Source organism: Streptomyces sp. SP18BB07 (genome assembly GCF_036322545.1).
In the GTDB taxonomy this organism is placed as follows: Bacteria; Actinomycetota; Actinomycetes; order Streptomycetales; family Streptomycetaceae; genus Streptomyces; species Streptomyces deccanensis.
In genome coordinates this window covers 1-20,390 of the sequence record NZ_JAQYWT010000308.1, presented here as the reverse complement: position 1 = coordinate 20,390, position 20,390 = coordinate 1, and the positions used below count along the sequence as shown (strand labels likewise).

Genomic DNA, 20,390 nt, shown 5'->3' with positions numbered 1-20,390 from the left:
ACTCGTATTCTGGCGTCGTCCTGGCCGCGCAATCATCTGCGGGGCCACCGTGAAATGGGGGAGAATTGATGCGCATACGCATGCTCGCGGTCGTCGCTGCGACCGCCGCCGCATTATTGGGCACGGTAGTGCCCGCCGCCGCGTCAGCCGATGCGAACGGCGGCAGCAAGTCGTCGCAGGCCCAGGCCGCCGACCGGGCGTTCGCGAAGCAGGCCAAGACCGCGCACCTGACGAAGGCCCAGACCACCGCGCTGCAGGCGAAGGTGGACCGCTACGTGAACAAGACCGGTGGAAAGCAGGTCGCCCTCAACAAGATCGACCTCAACGGCAAGGGTGAGCTTCTGGTCACCGTCCCTGGTGAAAAGCACCCCAGAGACTTCACCTCCGGTGACGGAACCCGGATCGCGGCCGACCCCTGTCTGGAAGGCGCGGTCTACAGCGGCTGGTTCTGCGCCTACAGTGGCGAGGTCTACCAGGGTGACGCCCTGCGCTGGTACGCCTGCGGCAAGCGATCCATGCCGTGGGGCGGGTACGGGTCGTGGATCAACGACCAGACCCCCGGCACCCGGGCGACCTTCTACAACAGCAGCGGAGGCGTCCACTACGTCACCCCTGCGCCGTACAGCTCCTCGCAGAGCTATTACTGGACGCCCGTCTGGCACATCAGGAACTGCTGACGACCCGTCCCAGTAACCCCAGGGCTCCAGCCGCAGTGGCTGGAGCCCCTCCTGCGCACGGCCTGGGCCGCGCTCCTTGACGCAGGCCACAGCAGCGGGTCCGTAGCCCGGCAACTCCGCATGGCCCTCACCATTCTGCGGTTCTCCCTGGCCACCACCCCGGAGGAGCTGTTCGAGGCACTCGACTTCGCCACCGGATACCGGATCGCCGCAGCGGCGATCCGGGACTGACGCGGCGAGTGACGGGCCGCACGAGGACCGCGTCCAGGTCAGTGGTGACGGCCGCCCGGTGAGGCGACTCCGGTTCCCCGTCGCCGGCGAGGCGACCCCGCTGTTCTGCGAGCTCTCACTGCGTCATGCGAGGGAAGAGGCGTTCGACGGCGGTGACCAGGGCGGCGCGGCGGGCGGCCAGGGACGGGTCCGCGGCTTGGTCCGCCGCGACGGCGCCGATCTCGGTCTGGGCGGCCCACGTGGTGGCGATCTGGTTGACCAGGGCGAGGACATCGACCGGGTCCCAGTCGGGATCGAGCTGCCCCGCTCGCTGCGCCTCGCGCAGCTGGTCGATCTTGCGGGTCACGGTCTCCCGAACCGGATCGGCCCCGGACGGAGCGGCGGTACCGGTGAGTTCGAGGCGCCCCCAGGCGATCAGACGGTGGTGGTCGGGACGGGTGACGGTGAAGTGGTCGTAGAGGCGGCCCGCGTAGCCCGGCAGATCGGCCGGGTCCATGGGGGTGGCCTCCGCGACCCGGGCCAGTTCACGCAGGGAGACGTGGGCGTAGAGCGCCTCCTTGCCGCGGAAGTGCGCGTAGACGCGTTCCTTGCTGGTCCTGGCCTGTTTGGCGATGCGGTCCACCCGGGCGCCGGTGATTCCGTGGCGGGCGAACTCGTCCGTGGCGGCGGCGACGATCCGTTCGCGGGTGGAGTCAGCACCTTCCGGAGCGGCGGGCTCGGAGGTCGGGTGGGTCGTGGTGGAGCGCGGCATATGGCCAGGATAAGTGACCGAACTGTTTGGTTTGGAATTGTGGCGGTCCGGAGCTAGAGTGCCAAACCAAACGGTTCGGTTTGGGTCGGCGAACTTGGCACTCATGTCTGGAGACAACTCATGCATCACCGCGATCTGGGATCCCAGGGCTTGCGCGTCTCCGCGCTGGGCCTCGGCACCATGGGGATGACCCTCGCCTACGGCTCCTCGAACGACGACGAGAGCACGGCCACCATCCGCCGCGCCCATGAACTCGGGGTCGACTTCTTCGACACCGCCGAGTTGTACGGCCTCGGCACCGGCAGCAACGAGATCCTGCTCGGCAAGGCCGTGAAGGGCTTCCGTGACGAGGTGGTTCTGGCCACCAAGTTCGGGTTCGACATGACCGCGCAGCAGACAGGTGCCGGATTCAACAGCCGACCGGAGAACATCCGCAAGGTCGCCGAGAACAGCCTGCGCTACCTGCAGACAGATCACATCGACCTCTTCTACCAGCACGTCGCCGATCCCGATGTGCCGGCCGAGGAGGTCGCGGGCGTCGTCGGTGAACTGATCGCCGAGGGCAAGGTGAAGTACTTCGGCCTGAGCAACGTCGGCCCCCAGTACATCCGCCGTGCCCATGCCGTCACCCCGGTCACGGCCCTGCAGTCCGAGTACTCCCTCTTCGAACGGGAGGTGGAGGAGAAGATCCTGCCGGTGCTCCGGGAGCTGGGCATCGGCTTCGTCCCGTACTCTCCGCTCGGCCGCGGCTTCCTGACCGGCGTCGTCAAGCCTGCCGCCGAGTATCCGGCGGACGACATGCGCAGCTGGGACGAGCGGTGGCAGGGTGACAACTACACGTACAACCTCAACGCCACCGAGCAGCTGAAGAAGCTCGCCGCCGCCAAGGGCATCACCGCCGCACAGCTCGCGCTGGCCTGGCTGCTCGCCCAGGGGGACGACGTGATCCCGATCCCCGGCACACGCAACGCCGCCCGCCTGACGGAGAACACCGCCGCGGCCGACGTCGAACTCACCGACGCCGATCTTGAGCACATCAGGCAGATCCTTCCCCGGGGTTCTGCGGGAAGCCGGTACCCGGCCGCCATGCTGGCCACCATGTCGACCGACTGACGGGCCTTATGCAGAAGGGGGTGCCCCGTCCCCGCTGTGTCGGAGGCTCGCCATATCGTCCAAGATCCGTGGGATGGACGGTGAGGCTGCGGAGCGGACACGCTGGGGCCGTCCGGGCCGTTGATTCGTCAGCGACGTATGAAGAGGCCCTGGTCAGGGCCTCCGCGAGAGCGTTGCCGACGTTCGACGGGTCTACCGATCGGCGTCGTGTCGGACGTCCGTGCCTTGCGGTTGACCTGCTGCCGCTCGGCTGTTCCTTTCTGCTGTTCTCGGCTCAAGGGCCGGCGTCGGCTCACTGTTGGGCGGCGGTGTAGGCCAGGAGGGGGTCGCCGCCGTCGTGTCCCCAGGGGAAGGGGTGACGATACCGGCGATGGCCTGGCCCGGCTCGGGCCAGGCCGCCTGTGCCGTCTCCAGAATCCTCGTGGCTTCATACCCGCTCCACAGGCGATCGGCCGTGAGTGCCTGGACACCGCCTTGGGACCGGGCGGTGTGGTAGCGGTCGATCAACGCCAACAGCGGGAGGCCGGCTGTCGGTGCCGTGGCCGGGGCAGTGGCCCTCACCTGGTCGACGAAGTCCATGGACTGGGCGAGGGAGCCGCATTCCCTGGGTGAGAGGTAGCCGTACATCTGCAGATGAGCCTCGCGGTGCCAGGGGTCTCTCGCGACGATCTCTCGCCATATGGGGAAGACCTCCGTGGGCGGCCTGCGCCACTGGCGGAGCAGCCCGAGGCGCACCACCCACGGGTTGGGGTCGTAGGGATCCAGGCGGGCCGCCGCCGCGCAGGCTCGGAAGGCCTGTTCGAACTCGTCGTGGTGCAAGGGCGTGCGGGTGCCGCGCGCCATGATTCCCCAGGCGAACAGGGTGTGCGCGTCGGGGCGGTCGGGGCGCAGTTCGGCCCAGGAGCGCTGGATGCTTCGGGCGCGTCACGGCGGCCAGGGCGGCCAGTCGATGGGCCCGGCGGTCCCAGTTCGGCGTCGTCGAGTTCCGCGGCGAGGCGCGGTGCCGGCTTTCTGCCCAGGCCACGGATCATGACCGCTGACCCTCCTCGTGGGGCGTCTCGTGGGTCGGACGACCGTGCGGGGCGGTCCCGTGTCCGGCCTGCTGCCGAAAGCCGGGACCGCCGCTTGCGCACGTCAGGCGGCGTCGACGTCGGTGGTGGCGAGCTTGGCGTAGACGTCCGGCCGGGTGCGGCGGATGCGGGCGGAGAGGGCCATGCCGGCCAGGAACACCGCCGGGGTGAGCGCGACCAGTGCCCAGTTGACGGTCGGGCCGGCGCCGGTGAACAGGTCCAGGCGCTTGCAGACCAGCACGGTGACAGCGGTGAGGAGGACGCCGGCCGCGGCGGGCGCGAGGAGGGTACGAAGAGGGCCCTCGCCGTGCTCGGCGGGGTTGCGGCGGAAGAAGGCGACCACCGCGAAGGCCGCCAGCGCCTGCAGGACGAGGATGCCGACCACACCGGGAGTGTTCACCCACAGGAAGAACTTGGTGTAGGGGTCGACGCCGATCACGGCGAAGACGGCGACGACCACGACCGCCAGGACGCTCTGGGCGACGCCGGCCACCCACGGCGAGCCGTGCCGAGGGTGCACGCGGCCCAGCGCCGGGGGCGCGACCTTCTCGGCGGACAGGGCGTACATGTACCGGGTGATGGCGTTGTGGAAGGCGAGGAGGGCGGCGAGCACGCTGGTGACGATCAGGAGGCGCTGCACGTCGGTCGCCCAGCCGCCGACGTACTGGGTCATGGCGGTGAAGAACATCTCCGCCGGGTTCTGCGCGGCGACGGCGACGGCCTGGTCGCTGCCGAAGGCCTGCACGATGATCCAGGCGATGAAGGCGTAGAAGAGGCCGAGGAAGCCGACCGCGAGGTAGGTGGCGCGGGGCACGGTGCGGTCGGGGTGACGGGCCTCCTCGCGGTAGATGGCGGTGGCCTCGAAACCGATGAACGCGGCGACGGCGAGACCGAGCGGTCCGCTCATCCCCGAGACGAAGACGTTCGTGGGGGCGAAGGAGTCGAAGCTCAGCCCGCTCGCGCCGCCCTTGACCAGGACCGCGCCGGCGAGCAGCACCAGGATGGCGGTCTCCGCGACCAGCAGTGCGGCCAGGACCTTGGCGCCGAGGTTGATGGAGCGGAAGCCCAGGAACCAGACGACGGCGATCCCGGCGAAGGCGTACACCGGCCAGGGCAGGTCGATGCCGAGGAGGTCGTTCGCTGTGGTGGAGGCGAAGAAGCCGAAGGCGCCGAACATGCCGATCTGCAGGGAGTTGTACGAGAACACCGCGAGGAACGCCGCCCCCAGCCCTGCCGGACGTCCGAGACCTCGGGCGATGTACGAGTAGAAGGCGCCGGCGTTGCGGATGTACGGCGTCATCGCGGTGAAGCCGACCGAGAAGAGGACCAGTAGCACGCCGACGGCGAGATAGGCGACCGGGGCGCCGATGCCGCCGAAGAGGATGGCGAGGGGAGCCACGCCCGCCATCACCGTGAGCGGGGCGGCCGCGGCGACGACGAAGAAGACGATGTCGGCGACGCCGAGGCTGCCGCGCTGGAGGTGGCCCGGATCGGTGCCGGCGGCGGCCGGTGGGGGCTGCTGGGCAGCGGTGGGGACGAGGGGCTCGGTCATGGAGGTCTCCGCGTGGTGTGTGTCGAGGAGTGGGCGGAACGTCCAGGAGACGCAGACCGGTCGTGACGCGACGTAGGTCTATCGTCTCCCGGCAGGTGTGCCGCGGGGAGTGGTGGCGTCGTGGGTACGCCGGCCGGCGAGCCAGGTGCCCAGGACGGGGAGCTGCGCGAGGTCACGGGGGGCGGTCCCGGCCGGGTCGGCGGCGAGATGCACCAGGTCGGCGCGCATTCCGGGACGCAGCGCGCCCCATTCCTTCTCCTCGAACGCCTGGTGGGCGCATCCCGCGGAGTAGGCGGCGAGAGCGGTGTCGATGTCGATCCGCTCCTCGGGGAGCCAGCCGCCCTCGGGAACACCCTCGGGCGTCTGGCGGGTGACCGCGGTGGCGATGCCCCGCAGTGGTTCATGGGCGGTGACGGGCCAGTCGCTGCCGAACGAGAGCCGGGCGCCGGAGTCGAGCAGGGCGGCGATCTGGTACTGCCGCGCGCCGCGTTCCGGGCCGATCCGCGGCAGGGTCAGCTCAGTCATCAGAGGGTCGGGCTGGGCCCACAGCGGCTGGAGGTTGGCGATCACACCGAGGGCGGCGAACCGGGCCAGGTCGGCGGGGTGGATGAGCTGGGCGTGGGCGATGACCGGACGGCGGTCGCGGGCGCCGTTGGCGCGGGCGGCGGCCTCGATCGCGTCCAGGGCGTCCCGGACTCCGCCGTCGCCGATGGCGTGGAGGTGCGCGCGGAAGCCGAGAGCGTCGACGGCGGTGACGGCCTCGGCGAGCTCCTGAGGGGACCAGTTGGCGATGCCGTGCGAGTGCGGGCAGTCGGTGTAGGGCTCGAGGAGGGCGGCGGTGCCGGCCTCGATGACGCCGTCGGTGAAGAACTTCACGCTCCGTGCGGTCAGCAGCCCGGGAGCGGAGCTCTCCACCTTGTCCCGGTCCGCCGTGAACCGGAGGATGCGCTCGCGCCAGCCGTCGGGTTCCAGGACGAAGGCGAGGTCGGCTCGCACCGGAAGCCCCGGCTCGGTGGTCGCGGCGGTGATCCAGACGTCGGCCTGGTGCGGTTCGACCCAGGCGTCCTGCACCCAGGTCACGCCGGCCGCGGCGAACCGGGTGGTGGCTTCGCGCAGGGCCGCCACCTGTGCCTCGTGGATCGCTGCGGGAATGAGGGCGAGCACCGGGCCGAGGGCGCCGAACTCGCGCAGGGTGCCCAGCGGTTCCGCGGACCCGTCCCGGCGCAGGATCTCCCCGCCCGCCGGGTCCGGGGTTGCGGCGGTGTACCCGGTCCGGCGCAGGGCCTCGCTGTTCACCCAGGCGGTGTGGTGGTCCATGGTGCGCAGGACGACGGGACGGTCGGGTACGGCGACGTCCAGCCACCGGGCGTCGAACCGGCCGTCGGGGGCGAGCCACGGGTCGAAGCCGTCACCGGTGATCCACTCCGTCTCCGGGTGTGCGGCTGCCCAGCCCCGTACGGTCTCGACGATCTCCTCGACGCTTCCACGGTCCCGGACCGGAACCCCGGCCAGCCCCAGTCCTCCCATCACCGGGTGCACATGTCCGTCACCGAACGCCGGCAGCAGGGCCCCGTCGGCCAGGTCGACGACGGCGGTACGCGGTCCCCGGGCGGCGAGCGCCTGTGCTCCGAGGGCGGTGATCCGGCCGCCGGTGACGGCAAGGGCGTCGTGGACGGGGGCATCCGATGCCCCGGTCCGGACGGTCCCTCCGGTGAAGACGATGTCGGCGTGCATGGCGTGGCGGTGCCTCTCCTTGAGCCGACCGCCTAACTGAAAGGCGTTCGGTTTCCGGTAATGTAGGCGCCGCCCGGGCGACTGGGAAGAGTTTTACTGAATGCCATTCGGTAACTTCTGGGTTACGGCGCACGAAGACGAGGAGCCACCGTGGGACGGCCGCGCACACCCCTGCTGGACCGCCGGCGCATCGGTGCCGCGGCACTGCGCCTGGCCGACGAGAAGGGCGCGCTCTCCATCCCGGCTCTGGCCAAAGCGTTGGGCGTCGCCCCGTCCGCGCTCTACCACCACGTCGCCGGCCGCGACGACATCATCTCGCTGATGCGCGAGGAACTCGCCCTGACGACCGGAGGCGACCAGGACTGGTCACAGCCCTGGGAGAAGGCCCTGGAGGGCTGGGCCCGCTCCTACCTCGACGCCTTCGCCGCCCACCCCGGTGCGGTCCCCTTGCTCGCGACGGCGCCGCTGGCCGAACCCTTCATGCACGCGATGTACGAGAAGGTCGCGGAGCTGCTCCTGGACGCCGGGTTCGCCCCGCGTGAGATCATGCCGCTGATCACGGCCCTGGAGAGCTTCGTCCTCGGCTCCGCCCTCGACCTGGTGGCGCCGCCCGTGATGGTTTCCGACGTCGCCCGCGACGCGACTCCGCACCTCAGCGCCGTACTCGACCTGACCCCCACCGACCGCAGCCGCGCCACCCTGGCCTTCGACCTCGGGCTGCGCGCCCTGCTCACAGGATTCCGCGACCTGCTGCGTCGCTGACGACCGCATCCCACCCCCAACCAGGGTGACAGCGCGTTCAAGAAGCGCCTGAGGGCCAGCCGTTCGTTTTGCTTCCCCTTCTGGTGGCGGCTGCGTGCTCCGCCGCCAGAAGGGGAAGGGACCCCGCGGCCAAAATGTGATTGAGCGCTCCCGACCGCCGCCGCTACGTTCAGCTCGTGAAAAACATCGATGTGCTCGTCCTGCACGGATCGCCGGGCGCGGGGAAGACCACCCTGGCACGGGCCGTCTCGGAGATCCTGCGGGAGGCCGATCTGGCCCACGGGGTGATCGACCTGGATGAGATCTCGCTGGTCCATCCCGACCAGGGCCGTTCCTTCGCGCGCGAGAACCTCAAGGCCATCTGGCCCCGCTACGCTGCGGTCCCCGATCTCAGACTCCTGCTGCCGAGCGTCATCGCGGACGAGGAGGAACTGGTGCTCTTGCGTGAGGCCCTCCCCGGCGCGAACCTCGCTGTGTGCGAGCTGACCGCGCCGGAGACCGTCCTGAAGGAGCGGGTCACGGCACGTGAGCCGAACGAGTTCTGGCGGGAAGGGCTGCGCGGCTGGGTCGACGTGTACCACGCACGAAACGATCTCGACAAGATCCGGGACTTCCTCGTCTCCACGCACGAAAGGTCGGAGGAGGACGCGGCTCGCGAGGTCATCGAAAAGGTCAGTTGGCTCGCCGCATGACCCGCCGGGTGCGGCGCCGCGTTCAGGGCCCGGCACGCCGGTCCACGCCTCTCCCGCCGCACGGGCACCGCGTACCGAGCCGGGTTCCGTCGCCAAGTGATCTTGAATGGTGGACCCTGATCGGGTGATCGGTCGCCATGAACCAGCCCGGCTCCTCCCGGCGCAGGCCGAGACGTGCGGCGGCCAGTTTTTCGCATGGGCAGGACACGAACTGGTACAGCGGGCACCTCGGGCTGCTCGTTGAGCGGTGCGTGCAGCCACGCCGGATGGACACCCAGCGCCTCCCGCTCTCGATCTCCGAGCCGTGCAGAGCGCCCGAGGCCGACCCGACAGCGACCTGCCCAGTCTCCACACGCTCGCCGCCGGCATCGACCGCGACCTCGCCGCCGGATTGACCCTGCCCTGCCGATCGGGAGCGGTCGAGGAGCATGCCAACCGGAGCAAGATGCGGCTGATGCGAAGATCCGGGCGGAATTACGCGAGGAGATCAACATGGGCACCTGGAACACTGGGCCCTTCGACAACGACACGGCCGCGGACTTCGCCGGCGATCTCGACGACGCCAAATCCGAAGAACGCGAGGCACTGATCCGCGGTGTCCTCACGCGCCCTGTCGACGTCACCGGCTGGCTCACCGAAGGGGAAGAAGCTGTGGCCGCAGCGGCACTGATTGCGGTCCGATGCCCTGGCGGCGCCCCAATCGATACACCATTCGGCCCTGAAGAACCCATGCCACCTTCCCTGACGATCTCCGGACACTCGCGGACGAGGCCCTCCCTCGTATCATCAGCGACGAGGCCGGTCCAGCCTCGAACCGGGTCGACCCGGAAGACTGGAAGCAATGGCGAGCCAACCTCAACCGCCTTCTTGCAGTCCTTGCTCCGCCACCACCGTCCATCCCGCTGTTCGATGTCGAGCAGTGACGTAGCGTCACCTATCACAAGACCTGAGGGCAGAGCCTCTTCGCGGATGTCGTTTCGACGCAAGTTCGGGAGTCACTCGCGGGGCTGCCGCGTGATCAATGTCGATGTTGCAAGGAAGGGCGAGGCCGGCTCCGTCAGCGTTCACGCATCCTGGTCCACCACCAGCCGTCCATTGCCCACTCGATGTAGTTGGGCTCCGGCAAGGTGCGGCGCTCGAATTCCTCATCGATGCGCGTAATCAGTCGACCCAAGTCTCGTTTGGCGCCGGGAGGAAGGTACAGCATCGCCAGCTCCAGATCGTCACGAGCGTCTTCCACCTCTATCCCCGGCGAACAGGCCTCGGAGGCGTTCAGGTAGCGGCCATGTTGCTTGAAGGCCCACTCGAAGCGAGAGAGCGCGGCCGCGACCGCGTTGGGCCACATCTCCTGGTCTTCGACCCGGCGGATCGCCGCACGAGTCCGCGCGGAGACACCGCGGACCCTCAGCACCGGATATTGCCACTGCGGCCGCCACCGCTCAGCACGGACGGCCTTGGGACGCCTACGCGGCATCGCCCTTTCGGCTCAACATGAGGCCATCCTGTCCTACTTCGCGGTTCTGTGCGTCTTGGGGCGTCTCACAATGTCACTGGAGCAGGATCATCTTCCGGTCAGCCCGGTCTTCCTCGGTCAGGGACGCGGGGTGAAGGGTGATTCAGCCGGTCGTCTGTCGCCCCGTCGGCGGCCGGGGCGATGCCCCGGATGGAGCCTTGCGCAAAGTGGCAATGTGTGCGCGGACCATGCCGTAGGAGACAGGAGCGCGCTCGCCAACCAGCTCGCCGTGCAGTCGGGTCGCACGGCAGCATCCCACCACGACGGATCACGACGGATCGCGGCGTACAGGTCGACTACCGCCTGCGACCTCCCCATAGGCCCCCGCGACAGAAACGCACTCCATGTCCCACGGCAAGCCCCGAGTGGCGTCAAAATGAACCGACATCGCAAACTCGGTCAGAAGGCGGCTCCCACAGTCACCGCAAAACGACTCCTCCACTGAGATACAAAGCCAGACCTCGGACGGGGAGCCGCTCACGTCCGCCTTTGACTACGCGCGACACCCAGTCTCGTAAAACAATGTCAATGCACAGCACCAGCCGCCCCGCGCGGCGCGAACCGCGTCACCATCGTGCGCGCAGGACGCCGTCGCTGTCCGGCAGGGCAGCGCAGAGCATCGGGTGGCGTTCGTCGAGGGACAGAGGCAAAACGCAAGCCGCTCGCGCATCGGCCACTTGGGTGGCAAGGTCCTGGTACTCGGTGTCGTCGACGATCGCGTAGCTGATCATCCCGTCGTGCGTCTCCCAGACGAACTCCACGGATCCCTCCTCGGGCAGCGCGGCGAGTACCGCGCCGAGGTCCGGATTCAGGTCAGGCCAGAGGGTCAGCAGGGCACGTGGGCCGAGACCGGCGCGCACGGTGTCGAGGTTCTCCGGCGTGAGGCGGTGCCAGCGTGCGGCGTTGCGGAGATAGCTCTCCTCGAGGAGCAACGTCTTCCGTGCGGCGAGCGTGGTGCGCACGCGCGTCCAGAAGTCCTCGTCGGCCGGCTCTGTCACCTCCGCTTCGTCGACCTCAGCCGCGTAGGGCGAGGCCGTCAGTGGTTCCGCGAAGAGGCCGAGTTCCCGTGTACGGGCCACGGCATCCGCGCAGAGCCGGTCGCTGCCCACGTACACGTACTGGTCCCACCCGACATGCACGGAGAACACATCTCCCACCTCCAGCCGGCACCAAGCTCCCTGGTCGCGGAGCATGGCCCGGACCAGCTCCAGAGCGACCGGAAGGGACACCTCGGCCCCGTCGTGGTAGCCGGTGAGGTCGGGCGGGAAGAGCCCGCCGAGGCCGTGTCCCTCAACCGGCGGCTCCACACCGAAGTGGACGAAGCCGGTGACCGCAGGTTCGCGGATCTCCAACCGGTCAATGTCCGATGCCACCGCGAAGGCGGCGATCGCCGCCAGGTACGCCGCTTCCACTTGTCCGTGGTCGCTAGCTGTGTCCTCGGCGCCGGTGTAGTGGCCGTGCTCGTCGCGGTCGGCTGGGTCGTACTTGGTGATCCGGTGAACGAAGGACGGCGGCACGCTGCTCCTTGGACGGACGAGAGGGGATGCCAGCGTAGTTTCCGATTCCGTTACGCACAGAGCGTCGCACCAACTACCGGAGGACGATCGCAGCCGGCAAGGAAGCCGCAGTATTTCTGACATGCTGCCGTCACAGTAAGTCACCGACTTGGAGCGCGCGTTGGTTCGGACGTCGATGGTGAGCGTCTCGACGTCGGCGACGGCCGCCCGGTGGCCGCCCGGTGACCTCCCGTTCGCGCCGGAAAGCCGCCCGGGCGGCCAGTGCGGCACCGGCATCGGCCTCAGTCAGGGACCCCCCCCCGCGGCCGCCGAAGAGATGCGCCGGCACTCGAAGGCGCTACGGTCGGATGGACTGAACCGGCGGGTGCTTGGCCCTGCTGGCAAGCCCTGCTGATGCGGAGTGCGTTTCGTGATCCCCCTTTCGGTCGAAGCCGTCGCGGCCGCCGTCGACGGCCGCCTGTGCGACGTGCCGGACCCATCCGTGTTGATGACGGCGCCCGCGGTCGTCGACTCGCGCACGGTCGAGCCCGGTGGTCTGTTCGCTGCGCTGCCCGGTGAGCACACCGACGGGCACGCCTTCGCGGCGGACGCGGTGAAAGCCGGGGCGGTGGCGGTCCTCGCGGCCCGTCCCGTCGGTGTCGCGGCCGTGGTCGTCGATGACGTGCTGGACGCGCTCGCAGCCCTGGCCCGCACCGTGCTGGCCGCCGTGCCGGAGGCGACGGTGGTCGGGCTGACAGGCTCGGCGGGCAAGACCAGCACCAAGGACCTGATCGCGCAGGTTCTCCCCGAGCTCGGCCCGACGATCGCCACGGTCAAATCGTTCAACGGTGAGATCGGCATGCCGCTGACGGTGACCCACCTGGATCAGGGCGTGCGCTACATCGTGCTCGAGATGGGTGCCCGCGGCATCGGCCACATCACCCACCTGACCCGTATCGCCCCACCGTCGGTCGGCTTGGTCCTCAACGTAGGGTCTGCCCACGTCGGCGAGTTCGGCGGACGCGAGCAGATCGCCCAAGCCAAGGGCGAACTCGTCGAGGCGCTCCCGGCAGACGGCTTGGCGGTCCTCAACGCCGACGACCCGCTGGTCGCCGCCATGGCCCCCCGTACCTCCGCCCGGGTGGTGACCTTCGGAGTCGACAACGACGCCGACGTCCGGGCCCTGGATGTCACCGTCGACACCTCCGGCCGGGCCTCGTTCACCCTCGCGGCCGCCAGCGCCAAGGCGCGGGTCGATCTGTCCCTTCACGGCGTGCACCACGTGTCGAACGCGCTGGCCGCAGCAGCCGTCGCGATCGGACTGGGAGCCGACGTGGAGACGACGGCGGCCGCGCTGTCCCGTGCGGTCCTGGTCGCGTCGGGGCGCATGGAGGTGACCGACCGGCCCGACGGGATCCGGGTCATCAACGACACGTTCAACGCGAACCCCGATTCGATGAAGGCAGCCTTCACGGCCCTTGAGGCCATGAAGGACAGCCGCCGGACCATCGCGATCCTGGGCGAGATGAAGGAACTCGGTGCCGACGGAGGCGAGGAGCACCGGCAAGTCGGCTGTCTCGTCGCCACCGCCGGCATCGATGTGCTGATCGCGGTCGGCGGCGGCGACGCCCGGGCCATGGCCGAGGCTGCCCAGCAGGACAACCCGCGGCTGAAGGTCGTGGGTGCCCGCGACCGAGACCACGCCCTGACCCTGGCCAACGACCTGATCCAGCCCGGGGACATCGTCCTGGTCAAGGGCTCCCACAGTGTCGAGCTGGAGCACACGGCGGTGCGCCTGGCCCACCCCGACACCATGGCCGGCGACTGCTAGACGAAGGTCAGGGGCCGGTTGGCGGGCGCCAGGGTGGCCGGGGCCGCCTCGTGGTTGAGTACGTCGTTGTATCCGAGCAGGCGTGGGGCGTCGGCGCCCAGGACGGCGAGGGCGTCGGAGAGTTCGGGGATGCGGTGGCTGTCCGGCGCCCAGGTTGCGGTGACGAAGGCGGTACGGGCGCCGACGGCGTGGTGCTGGGCGAGCACGCCGCCGGACAGGGGAGATTCGTCGTCCGGGTGGGCAAAGACCGCTATGCAAGAACGTAGGGGGCAGCCGGAGGTGGGGTCACGGCGGTGGTGCCTTCCTGTCGAAGACGGTGGGTGGTCGCCGGGTCAGGCGCGGCCGGGAGAGTAGTAGGACTGGAAGTCGGCGGACGGGTGGTCGAGCGGCAGGCCCGGGTTCCAGGCAGTCAGGCACTGGGCGCTCGGGATGAACAGCGGGCCGGGTAGGCCGTTCAAAGGCCAGAACCGCCAGTCGCCGATTGTCTCCTCGCACTGCTGCGGGACTCCGGACCACTGGGTGACGAGAACGGGCACCGTCACCCGGACCACGTCGCCCACCCGGTCCAGGAGCGTGCCCAGCACCCGTACCTCGCCGGGCGCGGCCACAAGCCCGGCCTCTTCGCGGAGCTCGCGGACGGCGGCCTCGGCGAAGGACTCGCCCGCTTCGACGCTTCCGCCCGCGAGCTCCCACGTACGGCGCCGGTGCCGCCCGAGCAAGATGCCGTCCGAGCCGTGCACGATCACGCCCACGCCCACCGCCGCGTGCGGTGGTGGCGGCGCGCTGGTGCGGGGACGACTGGGCACGCGGTTCGGGCGCCGGGCTGCGTACAGCCGGTAGGAGAGGTGGCTGTCCGGCTTGTCGGAGTCGATCGTGGTGACCGCCTCCATGGTGAGGCCGTGCTGGACGAGGAGGTCCTCCCACAGGTGCGGGGTGAGGACCCACATGTCCACGGGGTGGTCTTCGATGGTGCCGGGCAACCGCAGGATCTCGGGCCGCGGGGCAACCTCGTTCGACGGCCCGGTGCCGTTCGAGTTCGTGTGCAGCGCGGAGAAGAGCAACAAGCCACCCGGTTTGAGGCCGTTGGCCAGGACGGGCAGCAGCCGGTCGGGGTTCAGGTAGGGGACGGAGCAGACCGAGTAGATCAGGTCGTACGGTTCGGCGTCGCGCAGGTGGGCCACAGCGTCGGCGCACAGCAGGCGCAGGCCCGCGGTGTCGGGGTAGCGGGTGACGGCGCGCCGGTGCTGGGCGGGGGAGGCATCGACGGCGGTGACGTCGGCGCCCCGGGCAGCGAGGTGGGCGGCGTGTCGGCCGAGGCCGCTGCCGAGGTCGAGGATGCGTAGCCCGCTCACGTCGCCGAAGGCTTCGATGCCGGGGCCGGTGCCGGGGATGCCCCAGTTCCACCGGTCCAGTTCGGGCAGCTCGAGCCCTCTGGTGAGCTGGTGGTTGCCGTAGGTGTTCCAGGTCTCGACGGTGTCCTGTTCGACGGTCACCGGGTCCTCCATCAGATCGCGGGGGGCGGGCGGTTCAGGGGCGTAGGGCGTAGCAGCGCAGGACGTCGAGGTCGGCGGTGTGGATGGCGGACCAGCCCGAGGTGAGGATCTCGGCCTGGGCCGGGGTGATCCCGAGGTCCTGCAGGGGGTCGGTGGCGGGGCGGCGTCCGGAGATCTCGGTGACCACCCAGAAGGTCCCGCCCGGGGCGAGGAGGTGGCGGACGCGGTCGAGGAAGACTGTCTTGTCGCCGATCCACCGGTACACGAGGCGGCAGGTGATGACTGCGTATGCCGGTTCAGGCAGGGCACGGAGGTCGTCGGTGGTGATGTCCATGCACCGCCAGACCGGTTCGCGTCCGGGCCCGGTGGCCTGGGCGGCGGCGACCTCGATGGCGCTGGGGGAGCAGTCGAGGCCGGTCGTGCGGTAGCCGAGTTCGGCGAGGCGCCGGGCGAGCGAGCCGTCGCCGCAACCAATGTCGAGGGCGGGGCGGTCGCGGCCCGGGCCGAGGTGGTCTTCCAGCAGCCGGTTCTCGGCGTCGTCGAGCTGCCGGTAGCGGCGGCCCTGGGACCAGAGCCGCTCCCAGTAGGTCGCGGCCGCGGTGGACGCGGTGGTCATGAAGGGGCTCCTTCTCGGGCTGGCGGCACGGCCGCGCGGGGGATCTTCCGCAGCGTGCGGATGGGGGAGGCCAGCAGCAGGACGACGGGGACGACCTGGAGGAGCGCGCCGACGGCGAGGGTGGCCCGAACGTCGAGGAGGAGGACCAGGCCGCCGGCGGTGACGGCGGCGAGCGGGCGTGTCCCGGCGGTGAGCGTGGTGCTGGCGGACTGCATCCGGCCCTGGAAGGCCGGGTGGCACACGGATTGGCGCAGGGACCTCTGGCTGGTCCCCGAAGCGGTCGCCCAGAACAGCTGCACCGCCAGCGTGGCGGCCAGGACGATCTGCCATCGCAGTCCGGGCCCGGCGCACAGCAGGGGCACCTGGGCGACGGGGCTGACCGCGAACCCCACGACGATCGTGGGACCGATGCCGATCCGGGCGGCGATCCACGGCGCGAGCAGCGCACCGACCACCCCGCCGGCACCGCCGACGCCCATGATCACGCCGAAGGCGGACGGGGAGGCACCGAGCCGGTCCAGCAGGTAGTACGCCCAGTACGTGTTCATGATCGCCAGGCCGAAGGAGAGGGTGGACAGGGCGGCGATCACGGTGCGGATCGTGGGCTGCCGAGCCACGTAGCGCACGCCGGCGGCGATGTCCCGCGTCAAGCCCGTGCGGGCGCGCGGCGCGGTCGCGGCCTCGGGGATGCGCATGCGCCAGATCAGCACCGCGGCGACGAGGAAGGACACGGCGTCGACAAGGACCGAGCGGGCGGGGCCGATGGCGCCGACCAGGAGAGCACCCACGTTGGTGCCTGCGCTGTCGGCCACCGAGGACGCCGCGCCGATCTTCGAGTTCGCGTCGTGGAGCTGATCCGGACCGACCACGGCCGGCAGGAGGCTGATTGCCGCGGCGTCGTGCACCACCTTGGCCGCCCCGAGGACTACCGCGACCGCGCACAGCTGCCCGACCGTGAGCACCCCGACGAGGGCGGCGGCCGGGATGGTCACCAGCGCGGCGCCCGCCGCCAGGTCCGACGCGATCAGCTGAGGGCGTTTCGGGTGCCGGTCGGACAGCGCCCCGGCCCACAGCGCGACCGCGTTCGGGAGCTGTCCGAGGAACGCGAGCACGGCGACCTCGGTGGTGGACGCGCGCAGCTCCAGCACAGCCAGCGCGGGCAGAGCGATGGTGCTCACCGCCGACCCGGACAGGGTCACCGCCTCGGCTCCGAGCAGGAACCGGAAGGCGGGCCTCGACCACGCGGTGCTCCTCGCGGCTCGCGCGGCGACCGTCACGAAGCCTCGCCCCCACCGGTCAGTTCCGGAACGTACGCGATGCTCCGGTGATCGTCGCTCACGGCCTGTCCTCCTTCATGCGCCGGTCCGGGGTCCGCCGGCCTCGGGTGGTGACCTCGGGCTTCATACGCCGGTCCAGGGTCCGCCGGCCCCGTGCGGTGACCTCGGGCTTCATACGCCGGTCCAGGGTCCGCCGGCCCCGTGCGGTGACCTCGGGCTTCATACGCCGGTCCAGGGTCCGCCGGCCCCGGGCGGTGACCTCGGGATGGTGGCGGTCCGGCTCCCCGGGCCAGGCAGTTGACCGCGTCCAGCGCGGTCAGACAGCGCAGTGCGCGAGGCTCGGTGCCGGTGAGCACTCGCCCATACGCCTGGACGAAGGCCTGCTCGCGGTCGGGGTGGTCGAGCCATTCGGTGACGGCGAAGATGACCAGGTCCTGCACACGAGCGGCCGGAAGATGGCGGTAGGCCCTGGTCTGCCTCACGCCATGCACCTCGCGCTGGGGTACGAAGCGCACGGGGGAGCGGTGGGGAAGGTTGTCGGCAGCGGCCAGGGATGGGGGCACGGGTCCTCCTTGAGGGGCGCCCGTCCCGCCGGGGCGGGACGGGCGCGAGGCGGATCAGCGGTCCTGGGAGAGTTCCAGGAGTTCGGCGAAGGTTCCGCCGGCGTGGACGAGGTCGTCGTACCGTCCCTGCTCGGTGATCCGGCCGTGCTCCATCACGACGATGTGGTCGGCGATCCTGGTGTTCTCCAGACGGTGCGTGACCATGATCGTGATGCGGTCGGCGGCGATGGCCTTGATCTGCTCGAAGATCCGGTGCTCGCCACGCGGGTCCATCTGGGAGGTGGGCTCGTCCAGGATCAGCAGCCCCGGGCGCCTGTACAGGGCCCTCGAACAGGCGATGCGCTGCCACTGACCGCCGGAGAGTTCCGAGCCTCCGAAGACGTCGCGCGCCAGGAGGGTGTCGAGGCCCGCAGGGAGGTCCTCGACGGCCTCGCGCAGACCGATCGCGTCGATGGCGTCCCACACGGGGGCGTCGTCGTGGGTGCGAGGCTGGCCAAGGGTGACGTTCTCGCGGACCCGCAGCGGCCATTGCGCGAAGATCTGCGGCACCAGGCCGGTGTTCGCCCACACCGTGGCGGGGTCCACCTCGGCGAGGTCGGTGCCGTTCCACGTGACCTTGCCCTTGTCCGGCAGGTAGATCCCGGTCAGCAGGCGGGTGAGCGTGGACTTCCCCGAGCCGTTCGCGCCTACGATCGCGAGGATCTGACCGCGCTCCAGGGTGAGGGAGACACCGTCCACGGCGGGCTTGTCCTTGCCCGGGTACTGGTAGACGACCTCTTGGAGCCGGATCTCCTGCGTCGGCGCGGCGTGCACGCGGGGGCCGCGCTTGGGGGCGCGGGCGGCGGCGTCGTCGAGGAAGGCCTGCATGTCGCCCAGGTACAGGCTGGTGTGGAAGACGGCGGCGCCGTTGATGACCACCTGGGACAGCGCGGCGAGCATGGTCTGCACGGCGATGACCGCCGTCGCCGCGACCGCGAGTTCGATCCGGCCGGACACCGCAAGCCAGGCCAGGGCGCCCCAGGTCGCGACGAGGAAGACGCCGCCGACCAGCGCGGAGAGCAGGGAGATCCGCAGGGTACGCGGGGCCGCGGCCAGGGTGCGCCGGTCGCACCGGTCGGACAGGGCGCGGTACCAGTGGATGAGGTAGTCGGTCATCGAGTTGGCGCGGACTTCGTCGCCGTACTTCGACTCCGTCGCCCACCAGCGCATCATGCCGCGCACGTTGCGGTCGGCGATGTTGGCGTAGTGGATCTCGTAGTCGACCCGGGCGGTCAGCACGGCGCCGACGCCGGCCGGTAGCACGGCGAGCAGGAGGGGCGGCAGGATCAGCGGGTTCAGCACCGACAGCACGCCGCCGGCGGTGACCATGCGGATCAGCGCGGACAGGAAGCGCTGGGCGTCGGTGACCATGACGTGTGTGCGGATCACCCCCATCTCGGCTGCCTCGTGCCGGTCGGAGAATCCGTCCTCGGCGTATGCGGAGGCTTCGACCCGGCACACCGCCTCGACCAGGGCGGTGTCCGTCTCCGTGGTCAGCCGCGGAGTGATCCGCCGCTCGGCGTACGTGGCCACCGCCCCCGCAGCGCGTGCCAGCGCGGCGGCGAGCGCCACCACCAGCAGCGCCGGCAGGGCGCCGCGCAGCCGCTCGCCGGCAGTGCCGTCCCCGAGGACCGGTGCCATGGCGCGGGCGGTGGCGGCCAGCACCACGGCGGCTGCGACTCCCGTGACCACCTGGCAGCCGAGGAGGAGCTGCACGGCCCGCCGGTCGGTCCGCCACGACAGCCGCGCGATCCGGCCCAGGACGGCCGGGATCTGCGCGCACATCCGCCGGAAGGAGACCTCGGCGAGCGGATTGACGGAGTACTGCCCGCTGTAATTGATCTCCGCGGGAGGTGGTGGAGGCGGCGCGGTGTCCTGCTGTTCGTTCGTGACCGAGGTCAACGTGTTCCCCCTGGAGGTCGTCCGGCGTGGTCGTGAAGCTCAACGAGCCAGCGCGGATATCGAACTGGTGTGTTTGAGCCGCTTCCGATTTCCCGGGACAGAGCGTGTGTCGGAGCGTGGTGGATGCATCGATCCGCCTCCAGCAACAGGAGTGCGAGGGAAGGGGGTTGGCCGAAACGCCGACAGTTCCCCAGCGGGCGGCCCGGCCGGGTGCGGAAGTCGCCGCGACTAACGGTGGCCCCCCGCTCTCTGGATCGCTCGATCAGGTGATTGTCGGGATCGAGGCCGATGCGGTCATCAGTTGGCGGCAAGAGTGTGGTGCCTGGGGCGACTTCCTCGCTTCCCCACGCCTCGACTGGTAGCGGTGCTGCTTCGGGGGAACGGCCCGCAGACCGGTGACCGGCCCGCCGATGGACCGCGGAGAGTGATGACTGTGAAGGCTGGCGCTGCTGTCTCCGACTTCTACTGCGACCAGGCGCTGTCCGGCCTGGTGCCGGTCGAGAAGGTTGCGGAGACGGACCGCGCTCTCGCCTTCCACCACACCAACCCGTCCCATCCCGTGCACATCGTGGTGATTCCGAAGGAGCACATGCCGTCCCTGACCAACCTGGGCGATGCCGACGAGGGCCTGCTGACCGAGGTCATCAGTCTGGCGCGCAAGGTGGCCGCCCAAGTCGAAGCGGAGCACGGATCGTGCTCGGTCATCACGAACCTGGGGCTGTACCAGGAGTCGAAGCACCTGCACTGGCACGTGATCTTCCGTGGCGAGAGCGACGAGCAGATTCTCAGCACCCACGGACGCCATGACGGCTGACTTTTTCACGCCTCGCCAAGGCTCCCGGGGCCGGGCCCGGTCCTGCTGGATCTGCGGATCGACGGCGCGGCGGTCGAGGTGACGGTGTGGGATGGCGATCCGGTGCTGCCGGTGGCCCGGGCTGCGGACACCGGCCGGGTGGGCCAGCACGGCCTGGAGATCGTGATGGCCGTCGCCCAGGGCTTCGAAGCCCGCCAGGAACCGGTCGGCAAACGCATCACCGCCCGCATCGCCCTTACGCACGGGACAGCTTGATGGTGGTGT

The 20,390-nt window shown here is 70.2% G+C and carries 19 protein-coding genes and 1 pseudogene; 8 read left to right on the top strand and 12 right to left on the bottom strand.

Features of this window, described 5'->3' with window-relative positions; all coding sequences use genetic code 11:
- Positions 1-68: 68 nt before the first annotated feature.
- Positions 69-677 (top strand): hypothetical protein, encoded by a 609-nt coding sequence (locus PUR53_RS20160; protein ID WP_329895572.1) that lies wholly within the window; start codon positions 69-71, stop codon positions 675-677.
- A gap of 346 nt (positions 678-1,023) precedes the next feature.
- Here the strand turns inward: PUR53_RS20160 and PUR53_RS20155 are convergent, their stop codons facing one another.
- Complete coding sequence (locus tag PUR53_RS20155) at positions 1,024-1,659, bottom strand: TetR family transcriptional regulator (protein WP_329909163.1); 636 nt, start codon at positions 1,657-1,659, stop codon at positions 1,024-1,026.
- A 120-nt stretch (positions 1,660-1,779) separates the two neighbouring features.
- On the opposite strand from PUR53_RS20155, the gene PUR53_RS20150 reads away from it, so the two are divergent.
- Complete coding sequence (locus tag PUR53_RS20150; protein WP_329909162.1) at positions 1,780-2,772, top strand: aldo/keto reductase; 993 nt, start codon at positions 1,780-1,782, stop codon at positions 2,770-2,772.
- A 192-nt stretch (positions 2,773-2,964) separates the two neighbouring features.
- On the opposite strand, the gene PUR53_RS20145 is transcribed toward PUR53_RS20150, so the two are convergent.
- The 3 genes from PUR53_RS20145 to PUR53_RS20135 all read right to left on the bottom strand — a co-directional run bounded on the left by PUR53_RS20145 (position 2,965) and on the right by PUR53_RS20135 (position 7,128).
- A complete protein-coding gene (locus tag PUR53_RS20145; RefSeq protein ID WP_329909160.1) occupies positions 2,965-3,615 on the bottom strand; it encodes a hypothetical protein in 651 nt (216 codons plus the stop codon).
- A gap of 291 nt (positions 3,616-3,906) precedes the next feature.
- Entirely contained in the window at positions 3,907-5,394 is a 1,488-nt protein-coding gene (locus PUR53_RS20140) for an APC family permease (protein ID WP_329909159.1), read from the bottom strand.
- Between the two features lie 78 nt (positions 5,395-5,472).
- Positions 5,473-7,128, bottom strand: a complete 1,656-nt coding sequence (locus tag PUR53_RS20135) for an amidohydrolase (protein WP_329909157.1) — start codon at positions 7,126-7,128, stop codon at positions 5,473-5,475.
- 150 nt (positions 7,129-7,278) lie between these two features.
- Between PUR53_RS20135 and PUR53_RS20130 the strand changes: the two genes are divergently transcribed.
- The 3 genes from PUR53_RS20130 (at position 7,279) to PUR53_RS20120 (ending at position 9,743) form a co-directional block, all read left to right on the top strand.
- On the top strand, positions 7,279-7,890 hold the full coding sequence (locus PUR53_RS20130) for a TetR/AcrR family transcriptional regulator (protein WP_329909156.1): 612 nt from the start codon (positions 7,279-7,281) through the stop codon (positions 7,888-7,890).
- A 176-nt stretch (positions 7,891-8,066) separates the two neighbouring features.
- Complete coding sequence (locus PUR53_RS20125) at positions 8,067-8,582, top strand: hypothetical protein (protein ID WP_329909155.1); 516 nt, start codon at positions 8,067-8,069, stop codon at positions 8,580-8,582.
- A gap of 195 nt (positions 8,583-8,777) precedes the next feature.
- Positions 8,778-9,743, top strand: a complete 966-nt coding sequence (locus PUR53_RS20120; RefSeq protein ID WP_329909154.1) for a DUF4259 domain-containing protein — start codon at positions 8,778-8,780, stop codon at positions 9,741-9,743.
- Here PUR53_RS20120 and PUR53_RS20115 read toward each other — a convergent pair.
- On the bottom strand, positions 9,640-9,927 hold the full coding sequence (locus PUR53_RS20115) for a hypothetical protein (protein WP_329895563.1): 288 nt from the start codon (positions 9,925-9,927) through the stop codon (positions 9,640-9,642). The genes PUR53_RS20120 and PUR53_RS20115 overlap by 104 nt on opposite strands.
- 734 nt (positions 9,928-10,661) lie before the next feature.
- On the bottom strand, positions 10,662-11,612 hold the full coding sequence (locus tag PUR53_RS20110; RefSeq protein WP_329909153.1) for an RNA-binding protein: 951 nt from the start codon (positions 11,610-11,612) through the stop codon (positions 10,662-10,664).
- A gap of 409 nt (positions 11,613-12,021) precedes the next feature.
- On the opposite strand from PUR53_RS20110, the gene PUR53_RS20105 reads away from it, so the two are divergent.
- Positions 12,022-13,422, top strand: a complete 1,401-nt coding sequence (locus tag PUR53_RS20105) for a UDP-N-acetylmuramoyl-tripeptide--D-alanyl-D-alanine ligase (protein WP_329909152.1) — start codon at positions 12,022-12,024, stop codon at positions 13,420-13,422.
- Here PUR53_RS20105 and PUR53_RS20100 read toward each other — a convergent pair.
- The 6 genes from PUR53_RS20100 to PUR53_RS20075 form a co-directional block, all read right to left on the bottom strand.
- A complete protein-coding gene (locus tag PUR53_RS20100; protein WP_443080334.1) occupies positions 13,419-13,628 on the bottom strand; it encodes a hypothetical protein in 210 nt (69 codons plus the stop codon). The genes PUR53_RS20105 and PUR53_RS20100 overlap by 4 nt on opposite strands.
- Before the next feature lie 126 nt (positions 13,629-13,754).
- Positions 13,755-14,915: a bifunctional class I SAM-dependent methyltransferase/NUDIX hydrolase gene (locus PUR53_RS20095; RefSeq protein ID WP_329909151.1), complete on the bottom strand. Its 1,161-nt coding sequence runs from the start codon at positions 14,913-14,915 to the stop codon at positions 13,755-13,757.
- Between the two features lie 34 nt (positions 14,916-14,949).
- Positions 14,950-15,531, bottom strand: coding sequence for a class I SAM-dependent methyltransferase (locus PUR53_RS20090; protein WP_329895560.1), 582 nt, complete (start codon positions 15,529-15,531; stop codon positions 14,950-14,952).
- Positions 15,528-16,808, bottom strand: a complete 1,281-nt coding sequence (locus PUR53_RS20085) for an MFS transporter (protein ID WP_329909150.1) — start codon at positions 16,806-16,808, stop codon at positions 15,528-15,530. Before PUR53_RS20085 ends, PUR53_RS20090 begins: the two co-directional genes overlap by 4 nt.
- A 58-nt stretch (positions 16,809-16,866) precedes the next feature.
- Entirely contained in the window at positions 16,867-17,031 is a 165-nt protein-coding gene (locus PUR53_RS20080) for a hypothetical protein (RefSeq protein ID WP_329909149.1), read from the bottom strand.
- 394 nt (positions 17,032-17,425) lie between these two features.
- Positions 17,426-19,195 carry an ABC transporter ATP-binding protein gene (locus PUR53_RS20075; protein ID WP_329895576.1) on the bottom strand — a complete coding sequence of 590 codons (1,770 nt, stop codon included), beginning with the start codon at positions 19,193-19,195 and terminating at the stop codon, positions 17,426-17,428.
- Between the two features lie 544 nt (positions 19,196-19,739).
- On the opposite strand from PUR53_RS20075, the gene PUR53_RS20070 reads away from it, so the two are divergent.
- Entirely contained in the window at positions 19,740-20,126 is a 387-nt protein-coding gene (locus PUR53_RS20070) for an HIT domain-containing protein (protein ID WP_329909147.1), read from the top strand.
- 30 nt (positions 20,127-20,156) lie between these two features.
- A pseudogene (locus PUR53_RS20065) lies at positions 20,157-20,381 on the top strand (ATP-binding protein); the annotation flags it as partial.
- Between the last annotated feature and the right edge of the window lie 9 nt (positions 20,382-20,390).